This is a genomic window from Ruegeria sp. YTSA072 (genome assembly GCF_059610285.1).
Map to the genome: position 1 here is coordinate 158884 of NZ_JBXWNI010000001.1, position 23478 is coordinate 182361.

At 57.0% G+C, this 23478-nt stretch carries 21 protein-coding genes and 2 tRNA genes; 13 read left to right on the forward strand and 10 right to left on the reverse strand.

Annotation, left to right across the window (positions count from 1 at the left end):
• Positions 1–234: 234 nt before the first annotated feature.
• The 8 genes from AC2FIB_RS00740 to AC2FIB_RS00775 all read left to right on the forward strand — a co-directional run bounded on the left by AC2FIB_RS00740 (position 235) and on the right by AC2FIB_RS00775 (position 9217).
• On the forward strand, positions 235–1638 hold the full coding sequence (locus tag AC2FIB_RS00740; RefSeq protein WP_496732892.1) for an MATE family efflux transporter: 1404 nt from the start codon (positions 235–237) through the stop codon (positions 1636–1638).
• 192 nt (positions 1639–1830) lie between these two features.
• Positions 1831–3192 carry a V-type ATP synthase subunit B gene (locus AC2FIB_RS00745; protein WP_170558129.1) on the forward strand — a complete coding sequence of 454 codons (1362 nt, stop codon included), beginning with the start codon at positions 1831–1833 and terminating at the stop codon, positions 3190–3192.
• Positions 3170–3775, forward strand: coding sequence for a V-type ATP synthase subunit D (locus tag AC2FIB_RS00750; RefSeq protein WP_496841510.1), 606 nt, complete (start codon positions 3170–3172; stop codon positions 3773–3775). Before AC2FIB_RS00745 ends, AC2FIB_RS00750 begins: the two co-directional genes overlap by 23 nt.
• The gene (locus tag AC2FIB_RS00755) at positions 3772–5568 is read left to right on the forward strand and encodes a V-type ATP synthase subunit I (protein WP_496732894.1); all 1797 of its coding nucleotides are present in this window, start codon (positions 3772–3774) and stop codon (positions 5566–5568) included. The genes AC2FIB_RS00750 and AC2FIB_RS00755 overlap by 4 nt, the downstream gene beginning before the upstream one ends.
• Positions 5565–6008, forward strand: a complete 444-nt coding sequence (locus AC2FIB_RS00760; RefSeq protein WP_496732895.1) for an ATP synthase subunit C — start codon at positions 5565–5567, stop codon at positions 6006–6008. The genes AC2FIB_RS00755 and AC2FIB_RS00760 overlap by 4 nt, the downstream gene beginning before the upstream one ends.
• Positions 6008–6685, forward strand: a complete 678-nt coding sequence (locus AC2FIB_RS00765; protein ID WP_496732896.1) for a hypothetical protein — start codon at positions 6008–6010, stop codon at positions 6683–6685. The genes AC2FIB_RS00760 and AC2FIB_RS00765 overlap by 1 nt, the downstream gene beginning before the upstream one ends.
• Position 6686: 1 nt before the next feature.
• Positions 6687–7379, forward strand: coding sequence for a hypothetical protein (locus AC2FIB_RS00770; protein WP_496841513.1), 693 nt, complete (start codon positions 6687–6689; stop codon positions 7377–7379).
• Positions 7376–9217 carry a V-type ATP synthase subunit A gene (locus AC2FIB_RS00775; protein WP_496732898.1) on the forward strand — a complete coding sequence of 614 codons (1842 nt, stop codon included), beginning with the start codon at positions 7376–7378 and terminating at the stop codon, positions 9215–9217. Before AC2FIB_RS00770 ends, AC2FIB_RS00775 begins: the two co-directional genes overlap by 4 nt.
• 10 nt (positions 9218–9227) lie before the next feature.
• Here AC2FIB_RS00775 and AC2FIB_RS00780 read toward each other — a convergent pair.
• The 6 genes from AC2FIB_RS00780 to AC2FIB_RS00805 form a co-directional block, all read right to left on the reverse strand.
• A tRNA-Glu gene (locus AC2FIB_RS00780) sits at positions 9228–9302 on the reverse strand.
• Positions 9303–9326: 24 nt separating this feature from the next.
• Positions 9327–9401 (reverse strand) — tRNA-Glu (locus AC2FIB_RS00785).
• Positions 9402–9499: 98 nt separating this feature from the next.
• Complete coding sequence (gene recJ, locus AC2FIB_RS00790) at positions 9500–11242, reverse strand: single-stranded-DNA-specific exonuclease RecJ (RefSeq protein WP_496732899.1); 1743 nt, start codon at positions 11240–11242, stop codon at positions 9500–9502.
• A gap of 90 nt (positions 11243–11332) precedes the next feature.
• Complete coding sequence (gene glpX / locus AC2FIB_RS00795) at positions 11333–12316, reverse strand: class II fructose-bisphosphatase (RefSeq protein ID WP_058274789.1); 984 nt, start codon at positions 12314–12316, stop codon at positions 11333–11335.
• A gap of 69 nt (positions 12317–12385) precedes the next feature.
• On the reverse strand, positions 12386–13672 hold the full coding sequence (locus tag AC2FIB_RS00800; protein ID WP_496732900.1) for a homoserine dehydrogenase: 1287 nt from the start codon (positions 13670–13672) through the stop codon (positions 12386–12388).
• Positions 13673–13799: 127 nt separating this feature from the next.
• Positions 13800–14048 carry a hypothetical protein gene (locus AC2FIB_RS00805; RefSeq protein ID WP_496732901.1) on the reverse strand — a complete coding sequence of 83 codons (249 nt, stop codon included), beginning with the start codon at positions 14046–14048 and terminating at the stop codon, positions 13800–13802.
• Positions 14049–14147: 99 nt separating this feature from the next.
• On the opposite strand from AC2FIB_RS00805, the gene AC2FIB_RS00810 reads away from it, so the two are divergent.
• The gene (locus tag AC2FIB_RS00810; RefSeq protein ID WP_496841516.1) at positions 14148–14735 is read left to right on the forward strand and encodes a TetR/AcrR family transcriptional regulator; all 588 of its coding nucleotides are present in this window, start codon (positions 14148–14150) and stop codon (positions 14733–14735) included.
• Positions 14736–14749: 14 nt separating this feature from the next.
• On the opposite strand, the gene AC2FIB_RS00815 is transcribed toward AC2FIB_RS00810, so the two are convergent.
• Positions 14750–15661: a pirin family protein gene (locus AC2FIB_RS00815; protein WP_496732903.1), complete on the reverse strand. Its 912-nt coding sequence runs from the start codon at positions 15659–15661 to the stop codon at positions 14750–14752.
• Between the two features lie 158 nt (positions 15662–15819).
• Between AC2FIB_RS00815 and AC2FIB_RS00820 the strand changes: the two genes are divergently transcribed.
• Complete coding sequence (locus AC2FIB_RS00820) at positions 15820–16314, forward strand: hypothetical protein (protein WP_496732904.1); 495 nt, start codon at positions 15820–15822, stop codon at positions 16312–16314.
• Here the strand turns inward: AC2FIB_RS00820 and AC2FIB_RS00825 are convergent.
• The 3 genes from AC2FIB_RS00825 to AC2FIB_RS00835 are packed head-to-tail and all read right to left on the reverse strand — an operon-like array spanning position 16283 to position 19219.
• Positions 16283–16882 carry a TadE/TadG family type IV pilus assembly protein gene (locus AC2FIB_RS00825; protein ID WP_496732905.1) on the reverse strand — a complete coding sequence of 200 codons (600 nt, stop codon included), beginning with the start codon at positions 16880–16882 and terminating at the stop codon, positions 16283–16285. The genes AC2FIB_RS00820 and AC2FIB_RS00825 overlap by 32 nt on opposite strands.
• A 1-nt stretch (position 16883) precedes the next feature.
• Positions 16884–17417, reverse strand: coding sequence for a TadE/TadG family type IV pilus assembly protein (locus AC2FIB_RS00830; RefSeq protein WP_496732906.1), 534 nt, complete (start codon positions 17415–17417; stop codon positions 16884–16886).
• Complete coding sequence (locus tag AC2FIB_RS00835) at positions 17414–19219, reverse strand: TadE/TadG family type IV pilus assembly protein (RefSeq protein ID WP_496732907.1); 1806 nt, start codon at positions 19217–19219, stop codon at positions 17414–17416. The genes AC2FIB_RS00830 and AC2FIB_RS00835 overlap by 4 nt, the downstream gene beginning before the upstream one ends.
• A 325-nt stretch (positions 19220–19544) precedes the next feature.
• Between AC2FIB_RS00835 and AC2FIB_RS00840 the strand changes: the two genes are divergently transcribed.
• From AC2FIB_RS00840 to dnaG, 3 genes are all read left to right on the forward strand, one after another.
• A complete protein-coding gene (locus AC2FIB_RS00840; RefSeq protein ID WP_496704433.1) occupies positions 19545–20975 on the forward strand; it encodes a Glu/Leu/Phe/Val family dehydrogenase in 1431 nt (476 codons plus the stop codon).
• A gap of 153 nt (positions 20976–21128) precedes the next feature.
• Complete coding sequence (locus tag AC2FIB_RS00845; protein ID WP_496738824.1) at positions 21129–21425, forward strand: hypothetical protein; 297 nt, start codon at positions 21129–21131, stop codon at positions 21423–21425.
• A gap of 80 nt (positions 21426–21505) precedes the next feature.
• Positions 21506–23455, forward strand: coding sequence for a DNA primase (gene dnaG, locus AC2FIB_RS00850; RefSeq protein ID WP_496841520.1), 1950 nt, complete (start codon positions 21506–21508; stop codon positions 23453–23455).
• Positions 23456–23478 lie beyond the last annotated feature (23 nt).

A 23478-nucleotide genomic window follows, 5' to 3' on the forward strand; every position in this document is an offset into this window, starting at 1 on the left:
CGGCGAAACCCGTTGACGTAGAATGCCTAGTGCGAGCCACCATTGGACGCAACGCTGGATGCCGATATCCAAAACGGCAAGGATTTTCGTACTGCAACATCATCGCAGCGGTGCAAATTGCGGATTGCCAAAAATGGTAGGGCTGTATTCGTCGCGCATGGCACCAGTTTGAGGTTGCTGACTGGTGCCCATCACGGGCAGATTGCTTGTGAGGGCAAAGGGACGGACCAGCCAATGACACAACAATCCAAGGGCATGGCTGTCTTTTTGACCGGCAGTTTGATGCGGCATGTGACCCGAATGTCGCTGACCACCAGCATTGGTCTTATGGCAATCTTTGCCGTGGATTTCGTGGACATGGTGTTCATCTCGATGCTGGGCAACGACGCGTTGGCCGCAGCGGTCGGCTATGCGGGCACGCTTTTGTTTTTCACCAACTCGATCAATGTGGGGCTGTCCATCGCAGCCGGGGCTCTTGTCGCCCGCGAGTTGGGGGCCGGGCGGCCCGAAAAAGCCCGGCAATTCGGAACCAGCGTTGCCCTTCTTGGTATTTTGATGGGATTGATTGTGTCTGCCATAGTCATGATTAATATCAAGTTTCTGCTGTCTTTGCTGGGCGCGCAGGGTGAGGTTCTGCAATTGGCCGCACGGTATGTCAGCATCATTCTGCCGACCATGTGGGTGATGGCTGCGGCAATGACGGGTATGGCTGTGTTGCGTGCGCATGGTGATGCGCGCCGGTCCATGCAGGCTACGATTTACGGCGGGCTGGCAAACGCAATTTTGGATCCGATCCTGATCTTTGCTGTTGGTCTTGGCCTAGACGGGGCGGCGATTGCCTCGGTCATTGCGCGTATCTGTATGCTGATGGCAGCGGTCCGGCCCGCCGTGCGCGTGCACCGTGGATTTGCGCGACCGTCGCTGAGGCACTTGAGGGAAGACCTCCAGCCGGTGCGGGCGATTGCGATACCGGCGGTTCTGACCAATGTCGCCACGCCGGTCGGCAACGCCATCGTGATCCGTGAGGTTGCGCAGTTTGGCACCGATGCCGTGGCAGGCATGGCCGTAATAGGACGGCTGATGCCTGTTGCCTTTTCCGTCGTGTTTGCGCTGTCCGGGGCCATAGGCCCGATCGTGGGGCAGAACTTTGGGGCAGGGCAGTATGATCGGGTGAAGGGCGCATTTCTGGCGGGCGTGAAATTTACTGCCGTCTATGTGGTTCTGATGGCGGCGGTGCTGTTCGTCCTGCGTGCACCCATCGCCGACTTGTTTCAGGCCCAAGGCGAGACGCGGGCGCTGATCTATCTGTTCTGCGGGCCGCTGGCCCTGGCGTCGTTCTTCAACGGTGTGATCTTTGTTGCGAATGCCAGCTTCAACAACCTTGGCTATCCCATTTATTCCACGTGGGTTAACTGGGGGCGACATACGCTGGGCACGTGGCCCTTTGCGGTCGCCGGGGCTTATTTGGCTGGCGCTCCGGGGGTGTTGTTGGGGCAGGCGCTGGGCGGTGTGATATTTGCTGCAATCTGCTGGGTAATGGTGCGCGGCGTTGTCTCGGGCCTGACTGCACCAACAGAGGTTGATCCATTTGCCGGACAAAGCCGGCTGCAATCCCTGTTTGGGCGCAGGGGGTGGTGAACCATCCCTGGGCGTTAAAACACCATCGGTTTTTGGTCAACAAAAGCGACATTTGTCTCCTTTGCCGCAACTAAGACAACCTCATTTGTCAATTCATGAATTCGTTGTAAGCTGAGCTTACGATTGCAAAAAACGCCAAGTTATTACGGGGCGTTGATTTCAAAAAACACCTTTAACGACCGAGGATGAGCAATGTCCGGAAGTCTTTTGAAATACACGCGTGTTCTTGAGATTGTCGGAGACACAATAAAAGTCAGGGTGCCTCTGGACGGATCGACCGACGCAGCGGTGCGTTTCAACGATCTGGCCGTGATCGAAACCGTGGACGGCCACAAGACACTGGCGCAGGCGATTTTCATTGACCGGGACGTTGTCACCCTGCAGGTGTTTTCCGGCACCAAGGGCATCTCGACCGAGGCGACGGCGACGTTTCTGGGCCACCCGATGCAGACGCCATATTCACAGAACATATTGGGCCGCGTTTTTGACGGCGCGGGTGTATCTATTGATGGTGGACCTGACCTGTCGTCTGAGCCGCGCGTGGATATCGGTGGGCCGACCGTGAACCCGGCAGAACGCGCCGTTCCCAACAAGATGATCCGAACGGATGTGCCGATGATCGATGTGTTCAACACGTTGGTCGAAAGTCAGAAAATCCCGATTTTTTCGGTCTCGGGTGAGCCTTTCAACGCGTTCCTCAGCAGGATTGGTATTCAGGCGGACGCGGATATCGTGGTGTTTGGCGGGCTGGGGCTGATCTTTGACGACTACTTTACCTTCAGGACGTCCTTCGAGGATGCGGGCGTGTTTTCCCGAACGGTGATGTTCGTCAATCAGGCGATGGATCCGCTGGTCGAACGGCTGCTGGTACCCGATATGGCGCTGGCCGTGGCCGAAAAATTCGCGGTGGAAGAAGGAAAGCGCGTTCTGGTCTTGCTGACCGATATGACCGCCTATGCTGATGCGATGAAAGAGGTCGGGATCAGCCAGGAACGCGTACCGTCGCAGCGTGGCTATATGGGTGACCTCTATTCCCAATTAGCCCGTCGGTACGAAAAGGCCTGTGATTATGCCAAGGGCGGATCGGTTACTGTGCTGACCGTGACGACGATGCCCGGTAATGACGTGACCCATCCTGTGCCGGATAACACGGGTTATATCACCGAGGGGCAAATCTATTTGCACTCGGGCGTGATTGACCCGTTCGGCAGCCTGTCGCGACTCAAGCAGAACGTGATCGGCAAAACCACGCGTGAGGACCACAGTCAGATCATGAACACCATGATCCGGTTCTATTCCGAAAGCCGAGACGCCGCGCAGAAACAGGCGATGGCGTTCGACCTTTCGGACTATGACCACCAGTTGCTGAAGTTCGGTGCTTTGTTCAAAGCGCGCTTCATGGACATCAACGTTTCGATCCCGCTCGAAGATGCGCTGGATCTGGGCTGGAAAACTCTGGCGGAGTGCTTCGCGCCCGAGCAATTGCTGATGAAGCAAACCCTGATCGACAAGTATTTCCCAAAGGATGCCGATGGCGCGGTTGCAGCTGAATAAATCGTCGCTCGCACGCGAGCAGACGCAGCTGAAAAGCTATGAACGGTTCTTGCCGTCGCTGGACCTCAAGCGTCAGCAGTTGATGGCCGAGCGCGCCAAGGCGCGCGAAGATGTGCAGCGCCTTCAGGATGAGGTGCAGGAGCTGGCACAAAGGGTTGGGAAAAAGCTGCCGATGCTGGCGCAGCAGGGCGTCGATCTGGACGAGTTAGTCGAGCTGAAAGACTACAAAGTCAAAGAGGTCAACGTCGTGGGGGTCAAGATGCCTGCGCTGGACCGGATCGAGGTCACGGTGCGCCCGTACTCCTATCTGGCCAAGCCCCACTGGGTCGATGCCGCAGCCCGACTGCTGCACGATATGATCGAGGCGCGTCTTCGGGTTAATGTGGCGGAAGAGCGGGTGAAGATATTCGATAAGGCCGTGGCCACAATCACCCAGCGTGTCAACCTGTTTGAAAAGGTCCTGATCCCGCGCGCCAGGGCCAACATCAAGAAAATCCGTATCTATCTGAGCGATGAGCAGATGCAGGCTGTAGTCCGTTCGAAAATCTCGAAACGCAAGCATGCGCAGGAGGCTGTGTCGTGAGTGTCGCGAGGCTCAAGAAACTGTCACTGGTCGGGCGAGCAGATCAAAAGACCGAAACGCTTGAGGCGCTGCAGGAATTGGGATGCATGCACGTCCTGCCGCTGGCCCCGCCGCCCTCTGAACCGGAAAAGATCAGCGAGCGCGGTGCGCGGGACGCCTATAAGGCGTTGCGATTCCTGCATGACGTGCCCGAACCGCGCCGCCAGATACAGCGCGACCCCGGTTTTGACATGGAGCAGTTCGTCAAGGATGTGCTGGACCTGATGCAACGGACCCGTGACATGACGGACCAAAGGGATTTTCTGGCCAACCGGATCGCGCAGGTTCGCCCCTGGGGTGACCTGGATTTTCCACCAGACGATGTTTTGGCGGGGAACCGGTTGTGGTTTTATCAACTGCCACTGAAGTATCGCGATGCGTTGGAGGCCCTGGATATGCCCTGGGCCATACTCGAGCAGGACCATAGGTTCATCTATGCCGTACTGATCGACCCGGATGAGCCGGATGACGATATCCTGCCAGTTCCGCGCACGCACACAGGATCGCTGCCCATTCACGAGCTTGAGGCGCAACTGGAAGAGGCTGAGATCGCCATCGAAGCGCTTGAGGCTGAACGCGTTGCGCAAACCCGATACCTAGCACTGATGCGCCGGAACCTTTCGGTTGCCGAAAGCGCGGCCGAGCTGGCCCATGCCACGCAAAAGGTTCGCGACGAAGAGGCGATATTTGCCCTTCAGGGCTGGGTGCCCGAGGATCGTATAGATGCGGTTCTGGACATGGCAATCGCCAAGGACGCTGCCGTACTGATCGAAGAACCCGGCCCCGAAGACAGCCCGCCTACTTTGTTGGAACAACCAGAAAAGCGCAGTGCTGCCGTGGACTTGGCGCTGTTTTATCAAGTGCCGGGTTACAAGGACTGGGACCCCAGTGTCATCGTCGCCGTTTCATTTGCGGTCTTCTTCGCAATGATCGTAGCCGACGCGGGATACGGCGCGATTATCCTGTTGGGCCTTTTACTATTCTGGAAGCGGCTTGATGCAACACCGGGTGAACGATCCTGGCGACGCTTTGGTGTGATCATTTCCAGCGCAACAATCCTGTACGGCGTCCTGGTCGGTAGCTTTTTCGGCGTGTCGCCAGCCGAGGGGTCGTTCTGGTCCAAGCTCAAATTGCTCGACCTGAACAATTTCGGTGCGATGATGTTGGTCTCGATTGTCGTTGGCGTTTTGCATTTGGTACTGGCCAATGCGCTTGCCGCACGGGCGGCATGGGGGCACCCGAAGGCCATCGCCAATCTGGGCTGGATCGCTGCGCTGATTGGCGGGTTCGTTCTGTGGCTCAGCTACATGAAGGGTAACTCTCCGGTGCCGGGCGCGGCCTTGATAGGGATCGGGGTTCTGGCCATCGTCTGGTTCTCAAGCGAGCGGATAATCAAGAAACCAACCGACTGGGTTTGGCGTCTGATCGAAGGGCTGCAAAGCCTTGCCGGGGCCATGGGCGCATTTGGAGACGTGCTAAGCTACATGCGCCTGTTTGCGTTGGGTCTGGCCTCGGCCTCACTGGCGATCACGTTCAACGATCTGGCGGTTTCAGTCATGCATTCGCTCAAAGGTCTGGGCGTTCTGTTCGCCCTGCTGATCCTGATCATCGGCCACATTCTCAACTTCGCGCTCGCCATGATGAGCGGCGTCGTCCACGGTTTGCGTCTCAATTACATCGAATTCTTTAAATGGGGTCTGCCGGATGAAGGCATTGTCTTTCGCCCGTTCGCCCGCAAGGAGGTTCAGGAATGAATGAGCTTGTATTGACATTGGGTTGGATTGGCATCTACGCGCCCATGGCGCTGGGCGCCGCCGCCAGCGCCGTCGGATGCTCAATCGCTGGCATGGCCAGTATTGGGGCCATGACGGAAACCGACGGCGGCTATGGTCGCTTTGTCGGCGTTTCGGCCTTTCCTTCGACGATGGTGATTTATGGCATCGTCATTATGTTTACCCTGAACCGCGAGGTAACGCCTGAAAACGCGGGCGGCTTGTTCGGGATCGGTATCCTGTCCGGTATCGCTTTGATGTATTGCGGGATTTGGCAGGGCCGGGCCTGTGCTGCGGCGATCAATGCCACCAAGGAAAAGCCTGAGATCTTTGGCCTGGCGCTTGCACCGGCAGCGATCATCGAAGGGTTTGGCGTGTTCGCCTTTGTCTTTGCCCTGGTGATAAGCGCGGGGATCAGTTGATGGCACAGGATGGCATGATTTCTCATGGCGTGGATGCCCTGATCGACAAGCTGCGCAATGATGGCGTGGCGGCTGGTCAGGCTGACGCTGAAAAACTGCGGACAGAGGCCAAGGCCGAAGCCGCCAAAATCTTGGCTGACGCGAAACGCGAAGCGGACGACTATCAGAAAATGGCGCGCAGCGATTCCGACAAATACCGCGCGGCGGGGGAAGAGGCGCTGAATACCGCCATGCGTGATGCGGTTTTGACCATGAAGGGTGGATTGACCGACCGCTTTCGCGAAGATGTCGAACGTCTGGTGACCAAGGAAATGGCTGAGCCGGGCCTGCTGAAACAGATGATTTTGGAGGTCGTCGGCCGCGAATCCGAAGGCGTCAACCTGGATGGCAAGGTGCAGGTCATTCTGCCCGCCAAAGTCGCAACGCAAGAAGACATCAAGCAGAACGCCGATGACATTCAATCCGGTAAGCTGACTAAATTCGTCCTCGGCCTGACAGCCGACATGTTGCGTGAACAGGTAGAGCTGCATGCATCGGATGACGCGCAGGGCGGTATCCGCGTGCGGGCCGAAGATCAGGGCGTTGTACTTGATCTAACAGACAAGGCGGTCGCCTCGTTGCTGATGGAGCATCTGCAGCCCCGGTTTCGCGCCGTGCTGGAAGGTGTGATCCGCTGAGATGTCTGACCAAGACGCCTATATCGCCCTGATCAGCAGCCTGCCAGGCTCTGAGCGGTTGTTCGTGGCCAAACAACCTCCGCTGTCGCGGCTGCGGCTGGATCGTCGCCTTAAGGTGCTGACGCCCGAGGACGCTAAGGTTCTGAAGGTTATGGAGCATGCTCTGAATTGGAGCGCATATGACATGGATGTCACTGACGCGCAGGCTGTATTGAGGTGCAAACACGCGTTGGCCGAAATCCCGCAACCATCCTTGCGCCGCCTGTTCCTTGAACGGATGGACCTGCGTGCTGTTTTTGCAGCACTGCGCCTGCGCGGGCAGGGTGGCAATCCGCCGTCCGGTGCGTATGGGTGTGGACGTTGGAACCGTCACATCCCCGCCAATTGGGGTGACCCGGATTTCCGTCTGTCCACGGCGATGCCGTGGATCAAGGAAGCACGCCAGCTGCTTGAGGCCGAGGACCCCTTGGGTCTGGAACGACTGCTGCTGTCAGTCAGCCATAAGCAATTGAAACGACACGCCGCCCGTCACCTGTTCGATTTTGAGGCCGTGGCCATCTATGTCTTGATCTGGAACATTTTCGATCGCTGGGCGCAAAGCAACGCGCAGAATGCGGCCGCAAGATTTGAGAAGCTAGCCCAGCAAGCCATGAGCAATGTCGCAGATTTCGATTTTGAAAGAGTAAGCGCATGACTGCCCAAACATCTTCGGTTCAAACCGCAACCGCCCGCGTCGTCTCTGTCCAGGAAGGGCTTGTGAAAATTCAGGCCAACCAAGACGCCGCCGGCGTTCCGGGACAACTGGTCAAGAACGAGGTCGTGTTCATCCTTCCTACCCGTCCGGGCCCGGGCGGGCGTCAGGAACGCCTAAAGGCTGAGGTGCTGCGCGTGCGCGGCGATACTGCCGACGTTCAGGTCTACGAAAGCACGGACGGCGTAGCGTTTGGTGATCCGGTTGAACAGTCAGGACAGCTGCTTTCGGTCGAACTTGGGCCGGGGCTTTTGGGGCAGGTCTTTGACGGCCTGCAATCGCCTTTGACCAAGGTTGCGGCCGAGTTCGGGACTTTCCTGCCGCGCGGGGCGGATGTGGCGCCGCTGGATGATCAGGCAAAATGGTCTTTCACTCCCACAGTCAAAGTTGGCGATATGGTCAAGGCCGGCGACAGCATCGGTACTGTTCCCGAAGGCCGGTTTACCCACAAAATCATGCTGCCTTTCAACTGGGTCGGCGACTACAATGTTGTGTGGGTACAGAAAGGTGCAGCCTCGATCCACGAGATTGTCGCGCGTCTTGAAGACGAGCAGGGTGGGGAGCACACGCTGACCTTGTGCCAAAAGTGGCCGGTACGACGACCGTTGCCCGAAACCATCCTGAAACGTGCCTCGTCTGAACGCCTGTACCCGACTGAACCCGTGCTGACCTCGCAACGCCTGATCGACACGTTCTTCCCCATAGCGCGCGGTGGCACGGCCTGTATTCCCGGCCCGTTCGGTGCGGGCAAAACCGTGCTGCAAAACCTGATCGCGCGGAACTCCAAAGTGGATATCGTGATCGTGGTGGCCTGCGGTGAGCGTGCGGGCGAGGTGGTGGAAACGATCCACGAATTCCCCAAGATGACCGACCCGATGTCGGGCGGCAGTCTGATGGACCGGACAATTATCATCTGTAACACCTCTTCCATGCCTGTAGCGGCACGTGAGGCTTCGATCTTCACCGGCATCACCCTGGGCGAGTATTACCGCCAGATGGGCTATGACGTGCTGTTGATCGCTGACAGCACCAGCCGCTGGGCGCAGGCCATGCGCGAGACTTCCGGCAAGCTGGAGGAAATTCCGGGTGAAGAGGGTTTTCCTGCCTATCTGGAAAGCTCGATCAAGGGCCTGTACGAGCGCGCAGGGGCGATGAAGACCAATGATGGCAATCTGGGTAGTCTGACGCTGATCGGTACGGTTTCACCAGCGGGTGGCAATTTTGACGAGCCTGTGACGCAGTCCACGTTGTCTACCGTGAAGTGCTTTCTGGGGCTGTCCTCGGAACGGGCTTATAAACGGTTCTATCCTGCGGTTGACCCAATGCTTAGCTGGTCGCGATACACCGATCAGCTCTCGGATTGGTACGACAAGAACGCTGAGCCCGGTTGGACAGGCAAGGTGCGCGATCTGCTGGCCCTGATTGAAAAAGGCGAACAGGTCGACCAGATGATGCAGGTGACCGGCGAAGAAGGTGTCACCATCGAGGACTTCGTCACGCAGCAAAAAGCGCTGTTCGTGGACATGGTGTACCTACAGCAGGATGCCTTTGACAAAGTCGACGCAACCGTCCCGCTGGAGCGTCAGAAGATGACGTTCAAGCTGATCTATGATGTTACGCAATCAACTGCGGAATTCGAAGATAAGGGTGAAGTGCGTCAGGTGTTCACCCAGCTCACAGGTCTGATGAAGAACTTCCACTACGCCGCGGAAAACACGCCGGAATTCAAGTCGCTGTGGGGACAGATACAGGACCTGAGCCGCGAAAAATTTGGAGTGTAGGTCAGGGAAATGGTAGCCCGTAGGGGAATCGAACCCCTCTTTCCAGGTTGAAAACCTGGCGTCCTAACCGATAGACGAACGGGCCATCTGGTAGTGGCATTAGCACAAGTGGTAGCCCGTAGGGGAATCGAACCCCTCTTTCCAGGTTGAAAACCTGGCGTCCTAACCGATAGACGAACGGGCCACGCTGGCTTGTGGAGGGCCTTTTACGGTTTACCTCTGACCCCCGCAAGCCGAAAAATGCAGGGATGCGAAACTTTTTTGGCAAGGCTGGAAATGGGCTCAGTTTGCCTCTGCCGCGTCCTCCAGTCTCAGCTGAACGCTTTGCCGTCCACCCCATGTGTTCACCTCAAGCCGTCCGGCGAAATGAAAGCGCGCGCCGCCATGGTTGGACAGCTTTTCACCCATCGGTCCGTCAAAAGCACCAAAGGCAATGGCATCAAGGCCACCACCAACCCCGTCGGACAGCGACAGTTTCAGATGCGATTCGCCGACACGCTTGGCAAAGCGCACCTGCAGGTCCGGCAACGCATAGCGCGGGGCAGGGGCGCTGGCCCCGAAAGGACCGGCTTTTTCAATCTGTTCGATCAGATCGACCGAAGCAGCGCCCGGCATAAGGGCGCCGTCTAACTTCATGTCCGCAGGACCGCCTTTGCCCGCGCCTTGTTTGGCCAACAACTCGCTGAGGCGTTCCATGGCCGGTTCCAACTGATCGCGCATAACGGTCAGCCCTGCGGCCATCTTGTGCCCGCCGCCTTTGACCAAAAGTCCCTCGGCCGCCAACCGTTGAATTGATGCCCCCAGATCAACACCCGATACCGACCGCCCTGAACCCTTGCCTTCATCACCGTCAAAGCCGATGACAATGGCGGGCCTGTTGGCGTTTTCCTTGAGGCGGGATGCTACGATGCCGACGACACCGGGATGCCATCCTTCGCCCGCCGCCCAAACCAGAGGAGCGTCCAAGCCGCGTTCCTCGGCTTGTTCCAGTGCTGCCGCTCGTACCGCGTTTTCGATATCACGACGCTCGGTGTTCAACTCATCCAACCTTTGAGACAGCGCTTCAGCTTCGGTCATCGAGTCCGTGCTCAGCAGTCGCGCGCCCAGATCGGCCTGACCGATCCGCCCGCCCGCATTGACGCGCGGACCCAGAAGAAAACCCAGGTGATAGCTGGTAGGGGCTGAATCCATACGCGCCACATCCGACAGCGCCACTAACCCTGGTCGTTGCCTCTGTGCCATGACCTTAAGGCCTTGCCGCACCAGCGCCCGGTTCGCGTCAATCAGCGGGGCCACGTCTGCAACGGTTGCCAATGCCACAAGATCCAGCAGCCCGATCAGGTCGGGACCCTTAACCTCAGCCTCACGCAGTTGCCGCCCGGCCTCAACCAGCATCAGGAACACCACGCCGGCAGCGCAGAAATACCCCAAATCACCGCTCTCATCCTGCCGGTTTGGGTTCACGACCGCCACGCAATCGGGCAGCGTTTCACCACCAAGGTGGTGGTCCAGCACAATGACATCCGCGCCTTTTGCCGCCGCGATAGGTTCATGGCTAAGCGTTCCGCAATCCACGCAGATGATTAGGTCATGCGCAGCCGCCAGTTCCTGCATTGCAGGCACGTTCGGCCCATAACCCTCATCAATTCGATCTGGCACATACAGCGTGGCTTGCAGCCCCATCTGACGCATCCAGACAAGCAACAAAGCCGCCGAACTGCCCCCATCGACGTCGTAATCGGCAAAAACCGCGATCCGCTGCTTGTTTCGGACAGCTTCCAAAAACCGCGTTGCGGCGGTCTCCATATCTTTCATGGACCGGGGATCGGGCAGCAATTCCTTCAGCTTTGGTTCAAGAAAGCTTTCGGCTTCCATGGGTGGCACTCCGCGCCGTGCCAGAACCTGACATAGCGCACGTGGCAGCCCGGACTGTTGCACCAGCATTTCCGTGGCCCGTTCGACCTCGGCCTCCGGTCCGATCCAACGCCGCCCGGTCAGTGACTGCTCAACCCCTAAAAAGCTCATGCCTGCCTCTCATATGCTAAGGCCGGACCCTCTCGGGTCCGGCCTCATTGTATCTATCGAAACCTCTGCCAAAGGCAAAGGTGCAAGCCATCACGCGTTGTCGTGCGGCCAGGTTGGCGTGCGGTAGGACATGCGGCGCACCGAACCGGTTTTGGAACGCATCAGCAGGGTGGTGGTTTCAACCCAACCCGGCTGGCGTTTGATCCGCGGCAGCAAAGAGCCACCGGTCACGCCAGTTGCGGCAAAGATCACGTCTGCGGTCACCATCTCATCGCGAGAATAAACGCGGTCCAGATCGGTGATACCCGCCTTGGCGGCACGACCACGCTCGTCATCATTGCGGAACAGCAGGCGGCCAAAGATCTGCCCACCCATGCATTTCAGCGCGGCAGCGGCCAGAACGCCCTCGGGTGCTCCGCCTTGCCCCATGTACATATCGATGCCGGTCTCTTCGCTTTCGGCACAGTGCATCACGCCGGCCACATCACCATCGGTGATCAGGCGGATCGAGGCGCCGGTTTCGCGCACTTCAGCGATCATCGCTTCGTGGCGGGGACGCTCCAGAATGCAGACGGTGATGTCGGCAGGCTTGCAGCCTTTGGCATTGGCCAACGCTTCAACACGCTCGCGTGGGCTCATGTCGAGGTTCACGACGCCTTCCGGAAAGCCCGGACCAATGGCCAGCTTGTCCATATAAACATCGGGTGCGTGCAGCATCGAGCCGCGCGGGCCCATCGCGATCACGGTCAGCGCGTTCGGCATGTCCTTGGCGGTCAGAGTCGTGCCCTCAAGCGGGTCCAGTGCGATATCCACACCGGGGCCGTTTCCGGTGCCGACCTCTTCGCCAATATACAGCATCGGTGCTTCGTCACGCTCGCCTTCGCCGATGACAACCACGCCGGCAATGTCCAGCAGATTCAGCTGTTCGCGCATCGCGTTTACAGCCGCCTGATCCGCAGCCTTTTCGTCACCACGTCCGACCAGCGAGGCCGAGGCAAGTGCGGCCTGCTCTGCAACCCGTGCAAGGCCCAGAGACAACAGGCGGTCGTTGAAATCGATTTTGGCAGCGCTCATTTTTCGTATCCTCAGGTCAATAAAGGCGTTTCATCGGGCATAGCCTGCGTTTTGTGCAGGCCGCAAGGGTCAAACCTCTTCAATCCGCAATGCGACGGGTTCCCCCGACACGACATCGGTCGCGCGAAGCCCTTCCAAAGCGACATCCAAAGTGGCCCGCGTGGTTTTGTGGGTCACAATCAGAACCGGCGCGGTGGCTTCGGTGTGCCCGTACTGGCGCATCCGGTCGATCGAGACGCCCGCGTCACCCAGAATGGCGGCTACTTTGGCCAGCGCACCGGGTTTGTCGAACAGCGCGAGGCGCAGATAGTAGGGGGCGGGCAGGCCGGTAATAGCGGGTTTTGCGTCTTCCAACGTTTCTGCAGGGCGGCCAAAGGTCGGGATTTGCAACCCCCGCGCCAGATCGCAGACGTCGCCCATCACGGCGCTTGCCGTTGGACCTTCGCCTGCACCGGGGCCGCGCAGCACGACCTGATCGACTGCGTCGCCTTCGATGACGACCATATTCGTGCCGCCTTCCAGCTGACCCAAGGGCGAGCCGCTGGGTACAAGGCAGGGCTGCATCCGCTGTTCCAGACCGCGTGCCGAGCGCTGAGCGACACCCAGCAACTTGATACGATAGCCCATGTCGGCTGCCTGATGAATGTCATCCAGACTGATATGCTGGATGCCTTCGATCTGGATGCCGTCGAAATTCGGTTTGGTGCCAAACGCGATCGAGGACAACAGCGCCAGCTTGTGCGCCGCGTCGATGCCGCCCACGTCCAGGTTCGGGTCAGCCTCGAGGTAGCCCAGTTCGGCACATTCTTCGAACAGCGCGTTATACCCTAGTTCCTGCGATTGCATCCGCGTCAGGATATAGTTGCAGGTGCCGTTCATCACGCCCATGACGCGGGTGATCTCGTTCCCGGCCAGCCCCTCGGTCAGGGATTTGATCACGGGGATACCGCCTGCTACGGCGGCCTCAAACCGGATTACACGGCCTGCGGCCTCGGCTTTTTCAGCCAGTTCCTGACCGTGAATGGCCAACAAAGCCTTGTTCGCGGTCACCACATCCTTGCCAGCGGCCAACGCGGCCTCGACAGATGCTTTGGCGGGGCCGTTTTCGCCGCCCATAAGTTCGACAAAAATATCGACATCGTCGCGCTGCGCCAGAGCGACGGGATCAGTCTCCCATGCATATTCCGACAGGTTCACGCCACGGTCTTTGTTTGCGTCGCGCGCAGAAACAGCTGTGATTTCGATCGCGCGACCTGTACGCGCCTGCAGCAGGTCGGCATGGCGGCGAACGATCCGCACGACACCCACGCCAACCGTTCCCAAGCCCGCAATTCCCAGCCGCAGCGCCTGTGTCATCCCGTGGGTTCCTTTCCGCTCGAATGTCCTTGGTTTCGGGCTGTTTGCCCGTTCATTGGTGCCTTAACGGGTTCGGCGTCGAGGCGCAATCCGAGACAGCGGTAACAGTCGGTTGAAACGCGAAAGGTCAGTTGGTTTGCGCGTTTTGCAGCGCTTCGGCCCTTTTGGCCAGCGCTTCGCGGCGCGCGGTCAGGTCTTCTTCAACCTCGGCCGCTTCGTTCACGGGATCTATCGGCGGGCCGAGAATGTCCTGAAGTGGGACCAGCTTCGGGTACGAGGCCGAGCGCACATTCGGCTGTTCGCGTCCTTCCAATTCCGGGAAGTCCGTGCAGGCTGCGCAAGTCAGAAGCAGAACCAAAAGTGGCAGGGGCTTCATACCGAACCCTTTCAATGGAGACTGCCCCCGTGATGCACCTTTTGCGGCGGTCGTTCAAGCGGGGTTCTATATGAACGCTTGTTCATATACGGTGGCGGTATGGCACGTACCCAAGGCTCACACTCCGATATCACCGGCCCGCGCATTCGAAAAGCAGCGCTGGGGCTGTTTGCCCGACATGGCTATGCCGCTGTATCCATGCGCCAGATCGCAAAAGATGTGGGTGTGCAGGCGGGGGCGCTGTACAACTACACACCTGACAAGCAAAGCCTGCTGTTTCGCCTGATGCAGGATCACATGCGGGATCTGTTGGCTGCTTATGGTGAACTTGAAAAAACCGCCGATGCCGAGACCGCGCTACGCCGCTTTGTCGGCTTTCACATTCGGTTTCATATGGAGCGACCGGATGAAGTCTTTATTGCCTATATGGAGCTGCGCAACCTCACGCCCGAAAACTTCTCGGAAATCGAAGGCCTGCGCCGGGCTTATGAGGATTCGCTTGAAGCCATCTTGCAGGATGGGCAGAAGTCTGGGCTCTTCTCGGTTGCCGATACCAAAATCGCGACCCTGGCCGTGATCGCCATGCTGAACGGCGTGATGACCTGGTATCGTGCAGGCGGACGCTTGTCGCTGGACGAAGTAGAGCAGGTTTATTGGGATATGGTCAGACGCGCCGTAACCGCCTGACCAACTTTGTTTAATCAGTGCGCGGCGCGGATGAATGTGCCATTGCGGAGTTCTTTGAACGCCAGTTCCAGTTCGGCACGCGTGTTCATGACAATTGGACCATGCCATGCGACAGGCTCATCAATGGGCGCGCCGGTGATCAACAGAAACCGGACACCTTCCGGACCAGCTTGAACCGTGACCTCATCACCGGTGCCAAACCGAACCAGAGTGCGGTCACCGGACAGATCACGGATGTTGACCTCTTGTCCCGCGACTTCTTTTTCCAAAAGCACGCCGGTAGGTTGTGATGCATCGGCAAAGGCCGCCTGTCCTTGGAACACATAGGCAAACGCCCGGCGGTAGGTGTCGATGCGAAAGGTCTTTCTCACACCGGCCGGAACCTGAACATCCAAGTACTGCGGGTCGGCGGCAATACCGTCTACCGGGCCGGTTTTGCCCCAGAACTCACCAACAATAACACGCACAGTGGTGCCGTCATCATCAATGACCTCGGGGATCTCTTTGCTTTGGACATCCTGATAGCGGGGGGCTGTCATCTTTTGATCTGACGGCAGATTGCCCCACAGCTGGAAACCGTGCATTTGGCCCGCACCGTTTCCCTTGGGCATTTCCTGATGCAGGATTCCGGACCCGGCGGTCATCCACTGAACATCGCCTGCGCCCAAAGTGCCGGTGTTGCCCAGCGAATCCGCATGCTCGACCGAGCCGGACAGGACATAAGTGATGGTTTCGATGCCGCGATGCGGATGCCAGGGGAAGCCTGCCTGATAATCCTTGGGGTGATCATTGCGGAAGTCGTCGAACAGCAGGAACGGGTCTAGCTCGGACGGGTCCTGAAATCCAAAGGCCCGGTGCAATTTGACGCCTGCGCCTTCCATGGTTGGCATGGCTTTGCGGGTCTCCAATGTTGGTCTTAGGGACATGATGGCCTCCTGAATTTGTGGGGATCATGTATGCTGTAGGCGATATGCGTCAATTTGCGTGCAAACACGGGTGCTGTGCGCAATTCCATAGTCGGCTTCCCTCTGTTTTTCGGCAGACAAAGCGGATAAACCCGGACCGAGCAGAGCAGGGGACGTCAATGCAACAAGAAATTCTGGCCACGGTCCGGCCTTCATCATCCAGACGTTGGATAGGGGTGGGGATGCTATCGACCGTGGGTGTGCTGGTCATCTATGTCGCTTTGACCACGCCACCGGAACCGGCCTGGCTGGTCTTTTTACTTGTCGTTGGTGTGGCGGCGTTCTGGCTGGCCTATCGCATGTGGCAAGCCACCAGTGACTGGATCGAGCTGACCGAGACTGAATTGCGGACCGGTTCAGGGCAAGTGATTGCGCGTGTCGAAGATATCGAGTCGATCGATCAGGGGGTGTTTGCGTTCAAGCCGTCAAATGGATTTTTGTTGAAGACTACGGAAAGCGCAGGAAACAGCTGGGCACCGGGACTGTGGTGGCGATTGGGGCGCCGTGTTGGCATCGGCGGCCTGACCACAGCCGCCGAAACCAAATTTATGCTCCAGTTGCTACACCCACTGCTACATCCCGCTAACAGAACTGATCTGAAACGTTCCCTTTGACTAGTGGAACAAAACGCGGGCGCGTGAAAATAAAGTTACTGAAAGTGTGATCTCTGTCCAGCCAACCGGTTTTCAGAATTGGAACGTAATCTTTCGATGTTTCAACAATTATCAAAGTGTCCAAATCAGCCATCGCCGGAAGCTTTTCAATCAACGGATCAAGGTTGTCATTGGTCCAGTTGCCCTCAAACCCGCAAGCTGTCGACCACTCTACCCTATAGCGCTCTTCCGTACCGGCGTCTGGGTCTTCGGCAAGATACTGAACAACCGACAAACGCATTTTTAGGGGTGAGTTGTCGGTTACCATACGGTTGTAAACCAAATACATAGATTCCGCGTAGGTATCGGTAATCGAATCCTCGCCCTCACGTGAAATCAGGTCGCTTACTGTGTACGCGGCTTTCAGGTTTGCGGTGCTTTCGACAAAGCCATCAAAATAAGTATATGTAAGCGTGACACTCCATACGAGCATTGGGATTATCAGAGCGCTTTCCAAGGATAGGTTGCCGTTCTCTTTGCCCGCAAACGTGCCAATTAAGTGACGGATGCGTGAAATGGTGCGCGTCATATTAAGGCTCCTGAACAAAGGTAGTTGTCGCCGTGAGCATGACCAGACCATCTTCACCTGACACAGCCCGACCCATTGCTGTCGTTGGGATAATCGGATCAAACTTTACGCAGGCGCGCATGATCATCAATGCGTTGGATCCGCCGTTTTGGAACTCGGTAACAGGTTGAACCTCTTCCTCTCTGTCAACGCAGGTGGGCTCGATCGGAAAATCCATATTGCCACGCGGATTCTGAACAAACATCTCCAATAGCAGGTTGTTAGAGCATGCTGGCATTACAACCATATGCTCGCAGATAGCATCCTTGATCGTTTCATGCTCGGTATCTGGCAAATTGATCCCAAGGCGAATGTCGCGCACGACAAGATCCATCGATCGATCCAGCATCGCTTTCTGAATCGACACCATCGAATAGTCGATGACTCCCAGAATGAAAAACATGTAGAGAGGGAACCATAAGGCGAACTCAACCGTTACTGAACCGTGCTCTGTTCGTTTGAACCTAACCGCATTTTTCAGAATTTTACGGATCATTGTGTCAGTCTCAGTTGTTTGATTGCGAGGGCAATAGATTCAAAGACTTGCGGAAGCGTAAGATCATCACCCAAATTGCCGCCATTTTGGACTTTGAAAAAGAAGCCATCGCCGCTGGAACAATTTTCGATGACAGTAGCACCTGCTTCCGGAGCTTCGAAAGCAATGCCATAGACATCAACATTCTTTGCCTTGATCGCGCCACAAATATCACCCACCCGCGTGTCTTTGGTTCCACCACCAATCGTTTTGAAGGCATTGTTGTACCAGTCTCGAGTGCGCTGGTATTCGAATGCATAGTTATACTCGGCGTTCCAGTCCAAGTTCACACGATTCCAAAGTTCCGGGTAAGTCAGGCGTACAGATTCACCTTCTTCATTAAATGGTTCCGAGTGCCCTCTTGTTCCGCGTCGGGTATATAAATACTCGGGTGGGTTTTCCGAGATTTGAACACTGTATTCACCGGAGCGAGTAAGCGTTCTGGCGCAGTCGTATTTAATCCATAATCCGTCGTCCCAGTCATAGTACTCGCGGCAGTTCCTATATTCCTTTTGAGTACTTGTGCTGGGATTGTACCAAACATCCGACAATCCGTCGCGCAAGTCCTCGTCCAAAATCCAATTGCTGGTGTTCTCCCCGTCTGTCATGACAATCATGATCTTTTTGACATTGGATTCATATGCCAGTGGACGGTTACTAAAGGTTGGTGGAACAACCTTCTTAGGTTCGTTGCCGTCCGCGTCGAGTCCGGTGTTTGGATCGATTACTACGCTTGAGTTGGCGTTCTGACTAGACAATCTGCTTATTACGGGCTGGAACTGGGGGTCCAGCAGTGCCGCACCCCATTTAACTCCAATGTCAATCGACGTGTTTCCGCCGGCGGACATTGCGTTGATCTGGTCGTGCAGGTCCGAGACGATGTTGGTCACCGGTGTGATGGAACTGCCGACTCGGGTGGGGCAGACTGAAGAGGTGTGGGCTTCTCGATCATATCTGTCGCCTTTGCCAGAGCGGTCGAAATGCGCCGCGCGATTGAGGCTATCGTTCGGATTGATCCCAGCTTCTTTGAATTGATCTTCGGCAGTGGTATCTTCGAAATTCACGCAATGGGAATAGTCGTGTTCGGTCGTAACCCCCGGCATTTGATCCAGAATATTCTTTCCGGCGTTCACCTGGTTGTTGTAAGGTACGATCGAGATCGAAATCTTGTTCGGGTCTTCCCCTTGGTAGATTGTATCCACGAACTGTATGGCGGACTCCTGAAGGGCCTCCATCTTTGTTTTACCCGGCGTTGCAGAATCCCAGCCCATCGAACCGGAGATATCCAGAACCATCGTGATTTCGAGCGATCCAATGGCCTCTTCCGCAACGCTCGTGACTGAAGCTGTCAGTTGTGGATAACCAAAAAACCACATGAAGTGCGTTGGGACGTCGACTTTGGCTTTTGCTGTGACTTTTCTTGATCCAAGTTCCGGATTGTCATCAACGTCAGGTTCTTCCGTAAGCTCGCCGTGGACGTCGGATTTCTCAATGTAGGATTTGACCACTTCCGCCGGCGGGAGTTTTTGTTTCACGTTGGCTGCTGCCAGAACCGCGCGGTCCAGAGTGCCCTGGAGGCTCGCTCTATCGCGTTCAAAATTCATAATATCTACGCCAATTCCCGCTGTCGCAAATATGAGCAGAAACCCAACCACAATGAAGATAATGAATGCGCCACCATCCTCGTCGTGTGAAAAACGACGAGCAGCCGCGGCTGCGTTCTCATAATTCTTGGTGTTGCACTTAAATACGCGCATTTTCATCTAGCCGACCTCGCTGAGCAGATATCCGACGCTGCTAAGGAAAAGTTAACGTATGAAAACTAACGGCGAATCGTGGCGTGAATTGGGCGGTAGCGCCAGAGTTATGGCAACTTTGGGCTGGAACCGTAGATAATTGAACGACTTTTTCACCTCTGTTTTCGGTCGGGCGACAATTATTCAGGTGTTGAGCCCAGCGCGCGACTCAGCCCGGTCTGAGCGCCTTAATGACGATTTCGGGTTTTATTGTTGCTTAATTATTGATCGTTTAGGCAATGGGTGCGACAAAACGTCAGAACGCTCGTCGTTCGTCGGCACGGAGGATTAAATGACGGCCATTAATGAACCAAGCTTTCGCGAAAGTGTAGATTTGATGTTTAACAGGGCGGCGTCCCTGATGGACCTGCCGCCGGGGCTTGAGGAAAAGATCCGTGTCTGCAACGCCACCTACACCGTTCGGTTCGGCGTCCGCCTGCGCGGCGATATTCATACTTTCACCGGCTACCGCTCGGTTCATTCCGAGCATATGGAGCCTGTAAAGGGCGGTATTCGTTACGCCCTTGCTGTGAACCAGGACGAGGTCGAGGCGCTTGCCGCTCTGATGACTTACAAATGTGCTCTGGTCGAAACGCCCTTTGGCGGATCAAAAGGGGGATTGTGCATCGATCCCCGTAAATACGAAGAGCACGAGTTGGAGCAGATCACCCGCCGCTTTGCCTATGAGCTGGCCAAGCGCGATCTGATCAACCCCTCGCAAAACGTACCCGCTCCCGACATGGGAACGGGTGAGCGTGAGATGGCGTGGATGGCGGACCAATACGCCCGGATGAACACGACGGACATCAATGCGCGCGCCTGTGTGACCGGTAAACCACTGAATGCAGGCGGAATCGCCGGCCGGGTCGAAGCAACGGGCCGTGGCATCCAATACGCTCTGCGAGAGTTCTTCCGCCACCCGGAAGACATGCAAAAGGCAGGGTTGTCCGGCAAGCTGGATGGGAAACGTATCATTGTTCAGGGACTGGGCAATGTGGGCTATCACGCCGCAAAGTTCCTGAGCGAGGAGGACGGATCCAGAATTGTCGGCATCATCGAATGGGATGGTGCGCTGTATAATCCCGACGGGATCGACGTGGAATCCGTACGCCAGTGGATCGTCAAGCATGGCGGTGTCAGTGACTATCCAGATGCGACGCACTCGGCCGAGGGTGGTGCAGTTCTTGAAGAAGAATGCGATATCCTCATCCCGGCTGCTCTGGAAGCGGTTATCAACCTGTCCAATGCAGATCGGATCAAAGCGCCTTTGATCATTGAGGCTGCGAATGGCCCGGTTACTGCCGGTGCGGATGAGATTCTGCGCAAGAAGGGCACGGTGATCATTCCGGACATGTACGCAAACGCGGGTGGTGTGACGGTTTCCTATTTCGAATGGGTCAAGAACCTCAGCCATATTCGCTTTGGCCGTATGCAGCGCCGTCAAGAAGAGGCGCGGCATGAGTTGATCGTCAGCGAACTGGAGCGGCTGGATCGTTACCTAGGCGATGCCTGGTCGATGTCGCCGGACTTTAAGGCCAAGTACCTTCGCGGTGCGGACGAGTTGGAACTGGTGCGCTCGGGCCTCGATGACACGATGCGCATTGCCTATCAATCCATGCGCGAAGTCTGGCACAGCCGTGATGATGTCGAGGATCTGCGGACGGCGGCCTATATTGTGGCCATCGACCGTGTGTCCAAAAGCTATCGCGCCAAAGGGCTATGATGGTTTGAAATCAGGGGCAGCCTGGCTTTGTCAGGCTGCCCCTACGATAAGGGCTGGCGGCCTCAACCCCGGTAGATACGCCGAAAACGGTAATGGCGGGCCGTGCCTGCGACAGGTAAGCTGCAGCGACAGAATCGATTACCGGAGTTTTCTATGTTGCGTATCGCCATTGCAGCCGCTTTGCTGGCTACCCCATTAGCTGCGGAAGAGACCAAAGAGCAAAGCTGCCAATATCAGGCAGACGTTGTTGCGGCGATCCAGAAGGCACGGCTGGACCGTGTAAAAGAGCGCAACGTGCCCCAGGCAGTTGCCGAAACCAGCCCGACTTGGCCCGAAAATTACAATGCTGCCATCCCGTTGATCGCGCCTTGGGTCTACGAACAAAAGATGCGCGACGTGCGCAAAAAGGATCTGGGCGCCGCCTGGCTTGAGCTGTGTTTGCAGCAATAATCCACAGCCCCATCATTTCCCTGTGGACAAACGCGCGTCATACCCTTGGCGCGCGTTCTTGTTTCTGTCAGGTTTGACCCATGTCACTGCCCCCCGGATTTCTGGATGAACTGCGCACCCGCCTAAGCCTGTCTCAGGTCGTCGGGCGCAAAGTCATGTGGGATCAGCGCAAGTCCAATCAAGGCAAGGGGGACATGTGGGCGCCATGCCCGTTTCACCACGAAAAGACCGCGTCCTTCCACGTCGATGACCAAAAGGGGTTCTACTACTGCTTTGGGTGCCATGCCAAAGGCGATGCGATCAGCTTTGTGAAAGAGACCGAGAATGTCTCGTTCATCGAAGCGGTTGAAATTTTGGCGCGCGAGGCAGGTATGCCCATGCCAGCACGCGATCCAAAGGCACAGGAAAAACAGGACCGCCGGTCGCAACTGGCCGACGTCATGGAGCAGGCCGCGCAATTCTTCCGCTTGCAACTCAAGACCGGGGCAGGGGGCGCTGCGCGAGACTATCTGACGCGTCGAGGATTGGATGCACAGGCGTTGGACCGGTGGGAGATCGGGTTTGCGCCTGATGGCTGGCAAGGTTTGTGGGATCACCTGCGCGGCAAGAACGTGGCCGAGGACCTGATCCTTGGGGCCGGGCTGGCCAAACCTTCGAACAAGGGCAAAAAGCCTTATGATACGTTCCGCAATCGGATCATGTACCCTATCCGCGATCCGCGTGGGCGGTGCATCGCGTTTGGCGGTCGGGCTATGGACCCCAATGACAATGCGAAATACCTGAACTCGCCCGAAACGGAATTGTTCGACAAGGGGCGCAGTCTTTATAACCACGGCCCTGCACGTCAGGCCGCAGGCAAAGGGCAACCTCTGATCGTAGCCGAAGGGTACATGGATGTGATCGCACTGGCCGAAGCTGGATTCGGGGCGTCGGTCGCCCCGTTAGGCACGGCAATCACCGAGCATCAATTGCAACTCCTTTGGCGTGTCTCGGATGAGCCGATCATCGCATTGGATGGCGACACGGCCGGTCTGCGTGCCGCGATGCGGGCCGTTGATCTGGCGTTGCCACTGTTGGAGGCCGGGAAATCTCTGCGCTTTGCCCTGATGCCCGAGGGCAAGGATCCCGATGATTTACTACGGGCCGAGGGACCGGCAGCCGTGAAAACAGTGCTTGAAGGCGCGATTCCGATGGTCAAGCTGCTGTGGCAGCGTGAGACAGAGGGCAAGGTGTTCGACAGCCCGGAACGCAAAGCTGCGTTGGATAAGTCGCTGAGGGACAAGATCAAACTGATCCGCGACCCCTCGATCCGGGCGCATTACGGGCAAGAGATCAAAGACCTGCGCTGGCAATTGTTCCGCCCGCAACGTCAGCCGCAAAATCGCCAATGGCAGCCACGCGGCAAGTGGCAACCTCCGAAACAGCCAGCAACCCCCGGTGCGCGCTCATCTTTTCTGGCGTCTTCAGAAACTGCGGATATCCAGATGCGCGAGGCTGCGATTCTGGCAATCGCCATCCTGAACCCCACTGTTGTGGTCCAATTCGAACATCAACTTGAAGAGATGGAGTGCCACGATCCCGATCATGCCGCCTTGCGCGCCGCCATCCTTCGACATGCGATCGACGACCCAGAGCATCTGAAAGACCACATTTTTGAAACTTTGGGCGGCGAAATCCTTGAAAACCTGCTGGCCCTTCGCCATGTCGCAGTAATCCCTTGTGTGTTCAAACCAGGCGACGTCGAAAAGGCCGAGATGACTCTGGCCGAGGAACTCGCGAAAATCAAAGCGCTCCGGGGATTGGATGCCGAGATTGCCGAAGCTGCAGAGGAACTGTCTGATCTGGCTGATGAAGCGCTGACATACCGGCTGGCCCAAGCCGCCGAAGAGCGTAACCGCACAAGCCGCAGTCAGAACGAGGATAGAGCGGTTTTTGACATCGCCGATAACGGCGCACGAATCAACCGCGACGAGAAAGACGCGTTTCAGGCGATCATGTCTGGCATCAATTTTGAACGGAAACGTCGCTAAAGTGGTGTTTTCGTAAGGCACTG